Origin of the sequence: Amycolatopsis sp. cmx-11-12 (assembly GCF_046269425.1) — a bacterium.
Lineage (GTDB): Bacteria > Actinomycetota > Actinomycetes > Mycobacteriales > Pseudonocardiaceae > Amycolatopsis.
On record NZ_JADNQM010000033.1, the window covers coordinates 22,025 to 36,003 of the forward strand.

At 68.4% G+C, this 13,979-nt stretch carries 11 protein-coding genes; 10 read left to right on the forward strand and 1 reads right to left on the reverse strand.

Features of this window, described 5'->3' with window-relative positions; genetic code table 11:
- Positions 1–80 precede the first annotated feature (80 nt).
- Positions 81–554, reverse strand: coding sequence for a carboxymuconolactone decarboxylase family protein (locus tag ACLARN_RS33670; RefSeq protein WP_409495510.1), 474 nt, complete (start codon positions 552–554; stop codon positions 81–83).
- A 223-nt stretch (positions 555–777) separates the two neighbouring features.
- On the opposite strand from ACLARN_RS33670, the gene ACLARN_RS33675 reads away from it, so the two are divergent.
- From ACLARN_RS33675 to ACLARN_RS33720, 10 genes are all read left to right on the forward strand, one after another.
- Positions 778–1,659 carry an SIS domain-containing protein gene (locus tag ACLARN_RS33675; RefSeq protein ID WP_409495511.1) on the forward strand — a complete coding sequence of 294 codons (882 nt, stop codon included), beginning with the start codon at positions 778–780 and terminating at the stop codon, positions 1,657–1,659.
- A gap of 7 nt (positions 1,660–1,666) precedes the next feature.
- Positions 1,667–2,557: a 1-phosphofructokinase family hexose kinase gene (locus ACLARN_RS33680; RefSeq protein WP_409495512.1), complete on the forward strand. Its 891-nt coding sequence runs from the start codon at positions 1,667–1,669 to the stop codon at positions 2,555–2,557.
- Between the two features lie 10 nt (positions 2,558–2,567).
- A complete protein-coding gene (locus ACLARN_RS33685) occupies positions 2,568–3,410 on the forward strand; it encodes a ketose-bisphosphate aldolase (RefSeq protein WP_409495513.1) in 843 nt (280 codons plus the stop codon).
- A gap of 121 nt (positions 3,411–3,531) precedes the next feature.
- Entirely contained in the window at positions 3,532–4,923 is a 1,392-nt protein-coding gene (locus ACLARN_RS33690; RefSeq protein ID WP_409495514.1) for an ABC transporter substrate-binding protein, read from the forward strand.
- A complete protein-coding gene (locus ACLARN_RS33695) occupies positions 4,923–5,864 on the forward strand; it encodes a carbohydrate ABC transporter permease (protein ID WP_409495515.1) in 942 nt (313 codons plus the stop codon). The genes ACLARN_RS33690 and ACLARN_RS33695 overlap by 1 nt, the downstream gene beginning before the upstream one ends.
- Positions 5,865–5,874: 10 nt before the next feature.
- Positions 5,875–6,807: a carbohydrate ABC transporter permease gene (locus tag ACLARN_RS33700; RefSeq protein WP_409495516.1), complete on the forward strand. Its 933-nt coding sequence runs from the start codon at positions 5,875–5,877 to the stop codon at positions 6,805–6,807.
- Between the two features lie 6 nt (positions 6,808–6,813).
- A complete protein-coding gene (locus tag ACLARN_RS33705; protein WP_409495517.1) occupies positions 6,814–7,881 on the forward strand; it encodes an ABC transporter ATP-binding protein in 1,068 nt (355 codons plus the stop codon).
- Positions 7,878–9,734 (forward strand): DUF5107 domain-containing protein, encoded by a 1,857-nt coding sequence (locus ACLARN_RS33710; protein WP_409495518.1) that lies wholly within the window; start codon positions 7,878–7,880, stop codon positions 9,732–9,734. The genes ACLARN_RS33705 and ACLARN_RS33710 overlap by 4 nt, the downstream gene beginning before the upstream one ends.
- A 126-nt stretch (positions 9,735–9,860) precedes the next feature.
- Positions 9,861–10,646, forward strand: coding sequence for a DeoR/GlpR family DNA-binding transcription regulator (locus ACLARN_RS33715; RefSeq protein ID WP_409495519.1), 786 nt, complete (start codon positions 9,861–9,863; stop codon positions 10,644–10,646).
- Positions 10,647–10,786: 140 nt separating this feature from the next.
- Complete coding sequence (locus ACLARN_RS33720; RefSeq protein ID WP_409495520.1) at positions 10,787–13,921, forward strand: TIM-barrel domain-containing protein; 3,135 nt, start codon at positions 10,787–10,789, stop codon at positions 13,919–13,921.
- Positions 13,922–13,979 lie beyond the last annotated feature (58 nt).

Sequence of the window (13,979 nt, forward strand, 5' to 3'; positions counted from 1 at the left end):
AGTGTTTCCGAAGGTTTAGCAGCCGACGCCGCCTCGCCCCTTGTCCTGCGAGGCAGCCCTGTTGTCGGTGAACGCGAGGCTCAGCCGAACTGGCCGGGCTGGTAGTCGCCGGCCGGGGTCCGGGCGATGACGTTGAGCCTGTTGTACGCGTTGATCGTGGCGACCAGGGCGATCAGGGCACCGATCTGCTCGTCGTCGTAGTGCTTGCGCACCTGCGCCCAGGTCTCGTCGCTGACACCTTGGTGGGCGTCGGCGATGCGAGTGCCCTCTTCGGTCAGCGCCAGTGCCGCGCGCTCCGCCTCGGTGAACACGTTCGCTTCCCGCCAGGCGGCGACCAGGTTGAGCCGCAAGGAGGTCTCGCCGGCGTGCGCGGCGTCCTTGCTGTGCATGTCGGTGCAGAAACCGCAGCCGTTGATCTGGCTGGCGCGCAGCTTCACCAACTCCTGCGTCGAGTGCGGCAGCGAGGACTCCTCGATCGGGCGGTTCGCGGCGCCGAGGCGCTTGGCGAACTTGAGGATGACCTCGTTCTCGAACAGGTTGACTCGGGCTTCCATGATCTTTCCTCTCCGTCGGTTTCTGCACACATGACGAGCGGGCCGAAGAGGTTGTGACAGCTCTCGAAGTGACGCCAGTCACTCCGCGACGGAAGCGGATCCGCCCATCCTGCACATCTGAGCGAGCCAAATGCGTGAAACTGCACTCGCGGAGCATTGACGTTGCACAAAACTGCACCTAACGTGACAGCTACTGCGCACAACTGGCACGGATGGGGAGTTCATGAGCGGGACCTTCATGGCGGCGGAGATCGCGAGTCAGCCCGGTTGCTGGCGGGACGCGGCGGGGCTGGCCTCGGCGAACAGTGATCTGCTGCCCCCGCCGGGCGCGCGGGTCGCGATCGTCGGCTGCGGTACGTCGTGGTTCATCGGCCAGGCGTACGCCGTCCTTCGCGAATCCGCCGGGCTCGGCGAGACCGACGCGTTCGCCGCGTCGGAGTTCCCGGCGGACCGCGAGTACGACCATGTCGTGGCGCTGACCCGGTCGGGTACGACGACCGAGGTGCACGCCCTGCTGGCGAAACTGCGGGGGAAGACGCCGACCATCGCGATCACCGGTGTGCCCGGTGAGATCGAGGCCGCCGCGGACACTATCGTCGATCTGTCCGTTGTGGACGAACGCTCGGTCGTACAGACCCGCTTCGCCACCACGGCGCTGGCGATGCTGCGCGCACACCTCGGTGAAGACCTGAGTGTGGCCGCTGATCAGGCCGAACGCGTACTCGCCGAGCCGCTGCCCGACGAACTGGTCGCCGCGGAACAGTTCAGCTTCCTCGGCACCGGTTGGTCGGTGGGCATCGCGAACGAGGCCGCGCTGAAGTTCCGCGAGGCCTGTCTGCTGTGGACGGAGTCGTACCCGGCGTGGGACTACCGGCACGGTCCGATCAGCATCAGCGAGCCCGGCCGCGTCACCTGGATGTTCGGGCAGGCGCCGGACGGACTCGCCGACGACGTCGCCCGCGCGGGTGGCCTGTTCGTCGAGAGCGGCCTGGACCCGCTCGCGGACCTGGTCCGCGCGCAGCGTGTCGCCGGGGCGATCGCCGCCCGCAAGGGGCTTGACCCGGACAACCCTCGCAGTCTCACCCGATCCGTCGTCCTGACCTGAGGCCGTCGTGATCGTCACCGTCACGCCGAACACCGCGCTGGACGTCACGTACACAGTGGACGGTCTCCGGCCCGGTGACGTGCACCGGGCGAGGGAAGTGCGGTACCGGGCCGGCGGTAAGGGCGTCAACGTGGCCCGGGTGCTGCACGCGCTCGGTGCCGACGTCCGCGCGGTCCTCACCGCCGGTGGCGCGACGGGAGCCGCCGTCGAGGAAGACCTCGCGGCGGCGAAGATCCCCGTCGACGTCGTTCCGATCGGCGGGGAAACCCGGCGTACCACCACGGTCTTGGCGGACGACGGCTCGGTCACGCTGCTGAACGAACCCGGGCCGCGGCTGGCCGACGGCGAATGGCAAGCGTTTGCGGCCGCCGTCCGGGCCCGAAAGCCGGACGTGCTCGTCTGCTCGGGCAGCCTCCCGCCGGGCGCCGGGGGATACGCCGAGCTGTTCGGCGACGCACCGTCCATCTTGGACACTTCCGGCGAAGCGCTGCTCGCCGGGCTGGCCGGGCGGCCGTCGGTCGTCAAACCGAACGCCGACGAACTCCGCGAGGTCACCGGCCTGCGTGACCCGGTGTCCGCCGCGGCCGAACTGCGTAAGGCCGGGGCGGAAGCGGTCGTCGTCTCGCTCGGCCCCGAGGGGCTGCTGGCGGTGACCGGGTCCGGCACCTGGCACGCGGCACCGTCCACTGTGCTGCGCGGCAACACCACCGGCGCGGGTGACGCTGCCGTCGCGGCGCTGGCGCTGGGATTGAGCCGTGGCGAAGCGTGGCCGGACATCCTGCGCCGGGCCGTCGCGTTGTCCGGTGCGGCGGTGCTCGGCCCGCTCGCCGGGGACGTCGACCTCGCGCACTACCAAGCGGAACAGGGCCTGGTCGCCGTACGCGTCCGCCCGGACTAGGAGAACCGTCATGCCTCTGGTGGGAACCGGGGAGATCGTCGGCGCCGCCGCGGCGGCCCGGCACGGCTGTGGCGCGTTCAACGCGATCCAGCTGGAGCACATCACCGCGATCGTGGACGGTGCCGCCGCGGCGGAAACACCCGTGATCGTGCAGTTGAGCCAGAACGCCGTGAGGTACCACGGTTCACTTGCTCCCGTCGGCGCGGCGGCGCTCGCCGCGGCCAGGGGCGCCGTCACCCCGGTCGCGGTGCATCTCGACCATGCCGAGTCGCCGGATCTGGTCCGCGAGGCGGTCGCGCTCGGTTTCGGCTCGGTCATGTTCGACGCGTCCAAACTGGACTACGCCGACAATGTGCGTGCCACCAAGGAGATCACCGCGTACTGCCACGACCACGGAGTCTGGGTCGAGGCGGAACTCGGGGAGGTCGGGGGAAAGGACGGCGTCCACGCCCCCGGCGCACGCACCGATCCGGACGAGGCGGCGGAGTTCGTCGCGGCCACCGGGGTCGACGCGCTGGCGGTGGCCGTCGGCAGTTCGCACGCCATGCTCACCCGTGACGCCGCGCTGGACTTCGAGCTGATCAGCAGGCTGCGGGAATGGGTGCCGGTGCCGCTGGTGCTACACGGCTCGTCGGGCGTGCCCGACGACGGGCTGGCCGAGGCGGTACGAGCCGGGATGACGAAGATCAATATCGCCACCCAGCTCAACAAGGTGTTCACCGCGGCCGCCGTCGACGACTGGCGCGCACATCCGGAGCGGGTCGACCCGCGGAAGTACCTCGGTGCCGGGCGGTCCGCCGTCGCCATCGAGGTGCGGCGTTTGCTTGGTGCGCTCAAGCTTGGTCGTATCTGAACCGGAAAAGGTGACGATTGAGCAGAGTTTGCGCGATTGAGTGTTGACATGTGCGTGAAACCTCACAAAACTGCGCAATAACAAGCAGAACTTGTGTGATCTTCGATCCAGGTGGTGGCGGATGCGGGTAGGCAAGCTCACGGCATTGACGGCAGGGGCGGCGCTCCTGCTCGCGGGATGCGGCGGCGGGGACACGGCCGGTGGTACCGGCGAGAACGCGCTCCCCGGCGTCGACCAGTTCCTCAACGCGCCCTGTCCGGAGGCGGCGGTGAAGCCCGCGACGGACAAGGAGTTCACGTACTGGTCCATGTGGACGGCCGACGAACCGCAGGGCAAGGTCCTGCAGAAGGCCTTCAAGTGCTTCACGGAGAAGACCGGCGTCAAGGTCGACGTGCAGTGGCTGGGCCGCAAGGCCTACACGCAGAACCTGGTGCCCGCGCTGAACACCGACGCGGTGCCTGACCTGTTCGACCAGGACGTCAGCAAGGTCGGCGCCGCGATCATGACGCCGGGCGGCACGCAGAGTGTCGACGACGTGTTCGCGATGAAGGTCGGCGAGGGCGACAAGACCGTCAAGGACGTGCTTTCGCCCAGCTCGTACGACTTCCCGCAGAACAAGGACCGCGAGGGCCACAACTTCATGGTCCCGTACACGATCCAGTCGAGCGCCTGGTGGTTCAACAAGGACACCGCCGGTGACATCCAGCAGCCGAAGACGATGGACGAGATGATCGGCCTGTTCGAGAGGGCCAAGACCGACGGCAAGGCCGCGATCAGCCTCGACGGCGACATCCCGTTCTACAACATGTACTTCTACACCCAGCTGGCCGAGCGGTACGTCGGCGCGGGCGGGCTGTACAAGGCGGCGACCGACAAGACCGGCCAGGCGTGGAAGACCGAGCCCGGTTTCCTCAAGGCCGCCACCGAAACCGCGAAGCTGCCGAAGTACTTCATCGACGGCTGGGACGCGGCGAAGTTCCCGCAGGTGCAGCAGCGCTGGGCGGATGGCGACTCCCGGTTCCTCTACGTCGGCAGCTGGGCGCCGAGCGAGACCCGTGAGTACCTGGACAAGCAGGGCGCCGGGACGAAGATCAACTACGGTTCCTTCCAGTTCCCGATGCCCGAGGGCGCGACGCACGACACCGTCGAGCAGATGTCGATCGGTTTCTCGGTGACCAAGAAGGCCAAGCACGCCGAGGGCGCCAAGGCGTTCATCGCCTACTTCCTCAACAAGGATCTGCTTTCCGGGATCCCCGCGGTGGCCGACAACCTCGTGCCGCGCGCCGACCTCACCGTGCCGGACGACCTCAAGCAGGTCAAGGCCGCGCTGGACGACCCGAAGAAGGAACACGTCCTGCAGTACGACGGGATCGACGGCATCGCCGGTGGCAAATGGCAGACCGACGTCTTCGACCCGGCCGACGTCGCGCTGCTGAAGGGGCAGATCACCCCGGAGCAGTTCGTGGACCAGCTCGCGGTCAAGGGCGCCGAGTTCTGGAAGAACCAGGGCTGATGGCCACGGTCACGACCAAGCCTGCACGACCCTTGAAGGCCGGGGCTCACCTGCACCGGAAGAAACGGCTGTTCTGGCCGTTCGCCGCGCCGGCACTGGCGCTGTACCTGGCCTTCCTGGTGCTGCCGACGATCGCGACCGTGGTGCTGAGCTTCACCAGCTGGGCCGGGGCGGGGGACACGCCGAAACCCAACGGTGTCACCAACTACACGCAGATGGTGGCGAGCGACTCGTTCCAGTACGCCTTCGGCAACACGCTGATCTACGTCTTCCTCGGCGGCATCGGCACGTTCGCGCTGGCGTTCCTGTTCACCATGGTGCTGCGGGACATGAAGGGCGGGAAGACCGTCCGCGCCATCCTGTTCTTCCCCAACATCGTGGCGCCCGTCGCACTCGGGATGTTCCTCGGCTTCGTCTTCAAGTACCAGCCGGGGAAACAGGGACTGGCGAACTACGTGATGGAGAGCCTCGGCGCGGACGCGGCGAAGTTCCTCGCACCGTCCAATGTGACCGGTGTGGTGACGGCGTCGCTGATCTGGGCCAGTTCGGGTTTCTACATCACCATCCTGATGGCCGCGGTCGACCGGATCCCGCCGTATCTCTACGAGGACGCGGAACTGGGCGGCGCGTCACCGTGGCAGAAGTTCCGCAACATCACGCTGCCGATGACCTGGGACGTCGTCGGCGTCGCCGGGGTGCTGTGGACGATCAACGCGCTCAAGATCTTCGAGCTGGTGTTCGTGCTGGCCGGGCCGGGCACCTACGCCCCGCCCAACGAGGCGTGGACGCTGGGGATCTACGTGTTCGACCGGACCTTCGGCTCGAACGGCACCCCGGACTTCGGTGCCGCCTGTGCCTGCGCGGTGGCGATGATCGCGCTGGTTTCCGTGCTCGTCGTCCTGCTCCGCCGTTTGATGCGCCGTGACGCGATCCAGTTCTGAGGGAGACCCCATGTCCGTCACCGACGACGTCGAGGCGCCTGCGCGCCCGCCGGCGAAACCGGTGCGCAAGCCGCCGCGCAAACCGCGTCCGGCGCCCGGCGCGCGACGGTTCAGTCCGTTGCGTGTCCTGGGTTCCACCATCGTGTGGCTGTTCACCGCAGGCAACATCTTGGTGCTGTACTGGCTGCTCACCGCCTCGTTCAAGACGCCGGTGGAGATCTTCACGAAGCCGTTCGCCCTGCCGTACCAGTGGTTCCAGAACGGCAAGCCGTTCCGGAACTTCATCTACGCCTGGAACAACGCCGGTTTCGGCGACGCCGTGCTGACCACGGTCGTCCTGGTCGGGCTCGCGACAGTGGTGACGGTCGCCGTCTCCGCGCCCTGCGCGTACGCCCTGACCAGGCTCGGCGTCCGCGGCTCCGGGCCGATGACCAACGCGGTCGCGATCGGCATGGGCGTGCCGTTCCAGACCGTGATCATCCCGCTGTTCGTGGTGCTGAGCAAGATCCACCTGGACAACGAGTACGGCCTGTTCGTGCTGTACGTGGCCCTGTCCATCCCGTTCACGGTGTTCCTGATGACCGGCTTCTTCCGGTCGCTGCCGGACGAACTGGAGGAGGCGGCCGCGCTCGACGGCGCGTCGCCGACGCGGACGTTCTTCTCGGTCATGCTGCCGCTGACGCGCGGCGGCATGATCACCGCGCTGACACTGAACGCCATCGGCCTGTGGAACGAGACGCTGCTGGCGATCGTGTTCCTCAAGGACCAGGCGCATTTCACGCTCTCCCGCGCGCTTTTCACCTTCTACGGGGCCGCGAGCTACCAGTCGGAGTACGGCGGCCTGATCGCCGGGGTGGCGATCGTCGTGCTCCCGATGCTCGTGCTCTACCTCGTGCTCGCCCGCCGGATCATCACCGGCCTGACCCTCGGCGCCGGAAAGTAGGACCTGATGGCCACCGTGACCTTCTCCGACACCACGCGGTTCTACGCCGGGGTGGAGCGCCCGGCCGTCGACGGCCTCGACCTCGAGGTCGCCGACGGCGAGTTCCTCGTCCTGGTCGGCCCGTCCGGCTGCGGCAAGTCGACCACGCTGCGGATGCTCGCCGGGCTGGAAGGCGTCGATGACGGCACCATCCACATCGGCGACCGTGACGTCACCGAATTGCCGCCGAAGGACCGGGACATCGCGATGGTGTTCCAGAACTACGCGCTCTACCCGCATATGACGGTGGGGGAGAACATCGGCTTCCACCTGAAGCTGGCCAAGATGCCCAAGGCCGAACGCGAACGCAAGGTGCGCGAGGCCGCGGCGGTGCTCGACCTGTCCGAGTACCTGGACCGCAAGCCCGCGAAGCTGTCCGGCGGGCAGCGGCAGCGGGTCGCGATGGGCCGGGCGATCGTGCGGGAACCGAGCGTCTTCCTGATGGACGAACCACTGTCCAATCTGGACGCCAAGCTCCGGGTGCAGACGCGGACGCAGATCGCTTCCCTGCAACGGCGGCTGGGCATCACGACGCTTTACGTCACGCACGACCAGGTCGAGGCGATGACCATGGGCGACCGGGTCGCCGTGCTGAAGGACGGGATCCTGCAACAGTGCGACACGCCGGTCGGGCTGTTCGCGCGGCCGGTCAACGTGTTCGTCGCCGGGTTCATCGGCTCGCCCGCGATGAACCTGCTGGAGACCACTGTGGACACCGATGGCGCCGTCGTCGGTGGGACACGGCTGCCGCTGACCCCGGCGCAGCGGTCCGCCCTGACCGGTCCCGGCGTCGTCGTCGGCGTTCGCCCGGAGGGCTGGACGATCGGCGACGGTGGCTACGAGGCCGTCGTCGAGGTCGTCGAGGAACTGGGCAGCGACCAGTATCTGTACTGCCGCGACGGCGACCGCGTGCTGACGGTCCGCACTCCGGGTATGGCCCCGTGGCAGCGCGGCGAGCCGATCTCTCTGGCCCCGCAACCGGGTTCGGTACACCTGTTCGACGCCGCCACCGGTGATCGGCTCCCCGACGCATGACCCGCCTGTACCGCACCGGGCTGGTGCTCCCGGCCGCCGAGCCGGGGCCGGAGAACCCGTTGCCACCGCTTCGGAAGCCCGAAGCGGTCGCCAAGGTGTCCAATGTGGACGAGCTGCCGCCGGACCTGGCGGAAGGCATCGGCTACGGCCGGCTGGACACCACGCTGCCCTGTCTGTTGCAGGATGGCTACACCCGCGAACGCACCGAACGCGAGCTTCCGGCGTTGGTGCTGGAGAACGACAGGCTCCGCGCCACGGTGCTGCCGTCGCTGGGCGGACGGCTGTATTCGCTCTTCCACAAGCCGTCCGGACGCGAGCTGCTGTACCACAATCCCGTGTTCCAGCCCGCGAACCTCGCTCTGCGGGACGCCTGGTTCGCCGGTGGCGTCGAATGGAACCTCGGGAGCACCGGGCACACCACGCTGACCTGCGAGCCGATGTTCGCCGCCGAGATCGAGGGCCCGGACGGCACGCCGGTGCTGCGGTTGTGGGAATGGGAACGCACCCGCGACCTGCCGTACCAGATCGACTTCTGGCTGCCCGCCGAGTCCGATCATCTGCTCGTGGCGGTGCGGATCCGGAACCCGCATCCCTACGACGTCCCGGTGTACTGGTGGTCGAACATCGCGGTGCCGCAGAACGAGGGCACCCGGGTGCTGGCTCCCGCGACGCAAGCGTGGCATTACGGCTATTCGGGGCGGCTCGATCTGGTCGACGTCCCGGGTGAATTGACTTACCCGGCTCGCGCCGAAGCCGCGGCGGACTACTTCTTCGAGGTGACCGGAAGGCCGTGGGTCGCGGCCGTCGAGAGCGACGGGACGGGGCTGGCCCAGCTGTCCACCGAGCGGTTGCGCGGGCGGAAGCTGTTCCTGTGGGGCGAATCCGACGGCGGCCGTCGCTGGCAGGAGTGGCTGGCTCCCGGCGCGGGCGGCTACCTGGAGATCCAAGCGGGCTTGGCCCGGACCCAGCTGGAACACCTGCGGTTGCCGCCGGGGGAGGGCTGGGACTGGCTGGAGGCCTATGGTCCGGTCACCGCGGATCCGGCGGCGGTGCACGGGAAAGACTGGACGGCGGCTCGCGAGGCCGTCGCCGCCGGGCTGCCGTCGGCGGACGTACTGGACGAGTACCACGACGCCTGGCGGAAGATCGCCGATGTCACCCCGGAATCGTTCCTGGCCACCGGTTCCGGCTGGGGCGCGCTGGAGAACCGGCGGGCGCCGATGTGCCTGCCCGGCACGCCGTTCCCGGACGATTCGCTCGGGCCGGACCAGGCGCCGTGGCTCGCGTTGCTCGACGGAACGCCGCCGGAAGGGGACCCGCTCGCCGTGCCCCCGCCGACACTGGTGAACCGGTACTGGGCGGATCTGATGGAGTACGCCCCGAAGAACTGGCTGACCTGGTATCACCGCGGCGTCGCGCACTGGGCGGCCGGACGGCACTCGGACGCCGTCCGCGCCTGGCGCGAGTCCGTCTCGGCGGCTGAGAACCCTTGGGCACTGCGGAATCTCGCGGTCGCCACGTCGGGACACGAGGCCGCTTGGCTGTACCGGCGAGCGATCGCCCTCGCGCCATCGCTGCGTCCTCTGGTGGTCGAGGCGATCGCGGCGCAACTCGTCGCAGGGCTTCCGGAAGAAGCGGCCGAGTTGCTGGACGGGCTCCCTCTGGAGGGGCGGATCGCCTTGCTGACGGCCCGCACTCGCCTGGCACAAGGGGACATCGCCGGGGCCAAGGCCGTGTACGACACCGGTTTCGAGGTCGCCAACATCAGGGAAGGGGAAACGTCTCTTTCGGACACTTGGGTGGCGGTTTCGGACGAACCGCTGCCGGCACGGTACGACTTCCGAATGAAGTGACCGGCCGGGCCACTCGACCGGCGTGCCGCGCGCGGCGGACAACCGCGATGCAGCATACTGCTCGAAACAGTGGCCAACAGCGCAACGTCATGCGCGATAGGCCGCAGCGAGCTAGGAGTGGCGCGGATGGCCCGGCACGAACGCCTGAGCACCCTGCTGGACCTGCTGGGGCAGCGGGAAAAGATCGACGTCGAGGACGTCGCCGAGGAGTTGAACGTCTCCGCGGCCACGATCCGGCGCGACCTCGACCACCTGGCGGAGCAGCAGTTGCTCACCCGCACCCGGGGCGGCGCGGTGGCCAACGATCTCGCCTACGATCTGCCGTTGCGGTACAAGACCGCGCGGCACGTGCCCGAGAAACAGCGGATCAGCGTCGCCGCGGCGTCGCTCGTGGCGCAGGGCATGGTGGTCGGCCTCAACGGCGGCACGACCACGGCCGGGGTCGCGCGATCGCTGGCCACACGGTCCGATCTCGCGGGCCTGCGTGATTCGCCGGGGCTGACGGTGGTCACCAACGCGCTGAACATCGCGCACGAACTTGCCGTGCGGCCGCATGTGAAGATCGTGGTCACCGGCGGTGTCGCACGCCCGCAGTCGTTCGAACTCAGTGGTCCGCTGGCCACGCGGGTACTCAGCGAACTGACGATCGACCTGCTGTTCCTCGGTGTCGACGCCTTCGACGCCGAGGCAGGCGCCTTCGCCCACCATGAGGGCGAAGCGAGTATCAACCGGCTGATGGTCGAGCGGGCGGAACGCGTCGTCGCGGTCGCCGACGGCTCGAAGCTGGGCCGACGCGCGTTCGCCAGGATCTGCGCGACGACGCAGGTGCACGCCCTCGTCACGGATTCCAACGCCGATCCGAAGATCCTGCGCGCTTTCGAGGCCGCGGGGGTCGAGGTCCAGGCCGTCTGACTTCTCGCTCACCCGTTGCCGCATAAGGATCTTCGCGCGACCCGACGAAAGTCGGCAGCACCGCTTCGGCGGATGACTTTGCGCGAACCGTGCGCTATACAGAGACCATATTGCGTATTCATGCGCGAAAGGTGTCTTGAATGAGCAGAGTTGCGCAATCCCTGAGTTGTTTGGCCGCAGTGGCTCTTCTCGGGCTTTCCCCGGTCGCCGCGCACGCCGATCCGGCCGCGGCACCGTCCGGCAAGCTGGGTGATCTGACCGGAATCTCCAGTGAAGGCCCGACGGTCACGTTGAATTCGGGAAGCGCCGCGGTGCGCGTCAGCTTCCCGGCCGAAGGAGCCGTCCGCGTCTGGCTGGCGCCGGACGGCACGTTCACCGATCCCGCCGGGAGCAAGATCGTGCTGCCGCGCGAGGGCGCCCCGGTCACGCCGAAGAAGACCGACAAGGGCGACTATTGGGCGGTTTCCACGGCCAAGGCGACGCTGCGGGCGTACAAGCACCCGATGCGGCTCGCGTTGTACGACGGCGCGGATCGCAAGCGGCTCTGGGAGGAGTCGGCGCCGCTGTCCTGGACCGACAAACAGACCACGCAAACCCTGGCGCGGACGGCGACCGAGCAGTTCGTCGGCGGTGGCGAGCAGAACGGCCGGTTCAGTCACCGTGGCCAGACGATCCGGATCTTCGCCGACTACAACTGGAACGACGGCGGAGCACCGAATTCGCAGCCGTTCTACGCCTCCACGGCGGGATACGGCGTGCTGCGCAACACCTTCGCGCAAGGCACGTACGCCTTCAACGAGCCGGTGCGCACCACCCACGACGAGCGCCGCTTCGACGCGACCTACGTGGTCGGCGACGGCCTCAAGGACGTCATCACCGGCTACACCGATCTGGTCGGAAAGCCTTTCCTGCCACCGCTCTACGGGCTCGAGACCGGTGACGCCGACTGCTACCTGCACAACGCCAACCGCGGCGAACGGCACACGCTGGACGCGGTGAAGGTCGCGGAGGGCTACACCGAGCACGGGATGCCCAACGGCTGGATGCTGGTCAACGACGGCTACGGCTGCGGGTACGAGAACCTCCAGCAGACGGGCGAAGGTCTGCGCAAGAACGGCATGCAACTCGGGCTGTGGACCGAGAACGGCGTCCCGAACCAGGCCGAAGAGGTCAAGGCGGGCGTGCGGGTCCGCAAACTCGACGTCGCGTGGGTCGGCCCCGGCTACCAGTTCGCGCTGGACGCCTGCGACACCGCGCACAAGGGCATCGAGGACAACAGTGACGCGCGCGGGTTCGTCTGGACCCCGGTCAGCTGGGCGGGCGCGCAGCGCTGCGGCGTGCTGTGGAGCGGCGACCAGGCCGGTTCCTACGACTACATCAAGTGGCAGATCCCGACCTACGCCGGCGCCACGACTTCGGGTATCGCGTACAACACCGGTGACATCGACGGCATCTTCGGCGGCAGCCCGCAGACCTACGTCCGCGACCTGCAATGGAAGTCGTTCCTGCCGGTTTCGATGACGATGGACGGCTGGGCGGCTTCGGACAAGCAGCCGTGGCGGTACGGCGAACCGTTCACCTCGATCAACCGCAAGTACCTGCTGCTCAAGGAGCGGCTGATGCCTTACACCTACAGCCATTCGGTGGAGGCGCACAAGACCGGCGTCGGGCAGGTCCGCCCGCTGGCGCTCGAGTACCCCGACGATCCGAACGTCTGGAGCGAGAAGGCGAAGTACGAGTTCCTGTCTGGCAAGGACTTCCTCGTCGCGCCGGTCTACGAGAACTCCACCGTCCGCAACGGCATCTACCTGCCCAAGGGCACCTGGGTCGACTACTGGAGCGGCAAGACCTACACCGGACCGACCACAGTGGACGGTTATGACGCGCCGCTCGACACGCTGCCGTTGTTCGTCCGCGCCGGGGCCGTGGTGCCGATGTGGGCCGAGGGCACGAAGTCGTGGCAGACCAGGGACAAGGGAGTGCTCGACCTCGACGTCTACCCGCAGGGCAAGGGGTCGTTCACGCTCACCGAGGACGACGGCGTGACCCGGGCGTACAAGAACGGTGACCAGGCGAAGCAGACCTTCACCGTGGACGCGCCGACGTCCGGCCTGGGCACGGTGACGGTCGGGATCGGTGCCAGTAGCGGCTCCTACGCAGGGAAGCCCGCGTCGCGGAACTACCAGTTGACCGTCCACACGGGAAGCAAGCCCGCGACCGTCCTCGCCGGGACGTCGATCCTGCGGCAGTACGGCAGCAAGGCAGAACTGGACGCGGCGCCGTCGGGCTGGTGGTTCGATCCGGCGACCGGTGGGGTCGCGCGGGTCAAGACAGGCAAGATCGGCGCCGGTGACCGGCAGGACGTCCGGCTGTTCGGCACGAGCGCGGTCGGCGGGATCTTCCCCGAGGACCGCGACGGTTCGGTCGCGCTGTCCGTCCCGGCGGTCGCCGGTCCCGGGCAGACCGCGACCGGCACCCTGAGCTTCACCAACGGCACGCCGCTGCCGGTCCGGGATGTGACATTCTCCTTGCCTGCCAACGGCTTCCGGGTCGAGGTGCCCGCCGGTCCCCGGTTGGTGATGCCCGGCAAGACCGTGCGGGTCCCGGTGAAGGTGACGCCGGACGCGGGGATCAAACCGGACGATTACCAGCTCACGGCGACCGCCTCGTACCAGGCGCGGCTGGGGGAGAACAGGGTGACCGACTCGGTGACGGTCACCGTCCCGCACGGTTCACTCTCCGCGGCTTACGGCAACGTCGGCGTCACCGACGCGGCTCACGTCGCGGTGGGGGACATCGACGGCGGGGGCAGCAGCTTCCGGGCCGAAGGTCTTGCCGAAGCCGGCCTCAAACCCGGTGCGGGCTTCACCGCCCTCGGTGCTCAGCTGACCTGGCCGACCGCCGGTGCGGGTGAGAAGGACAACGTCCTCGCGTCCGGCCAGACGATCGCGGTGCGCGGAACGGGCGCCAAGCTCGTGTTGGCGGGAACCGGCACGGGTACGGCGAAGGGCACGGTCGTCGTCCGCTACGCCGACGGCAGCACGAGCCAGGCCGAACTCGGCTTCCCCAATTGGTGTTGCGCCGATCCCGCCCAGTACGGCGCGACGACGGTGGCGACCGTGATGGGCAAGAACACCCGCGCCGGGGCGGCCTATCCGACCACGCCGTACCGGGTGTTCGCGAACTCCGTGCCGGTGACCGCGGGGAAGGAGGTCGTCGCGGTGACACTGCCTTCGAACACCGCGATGCACGTTTTCGCGGCGGGAATCGGCTGAATCGGTTGCGCGTGATGGCCCCTTCCCGTGGCTCAGCGAAGGAAAGGGGCCTTCACTG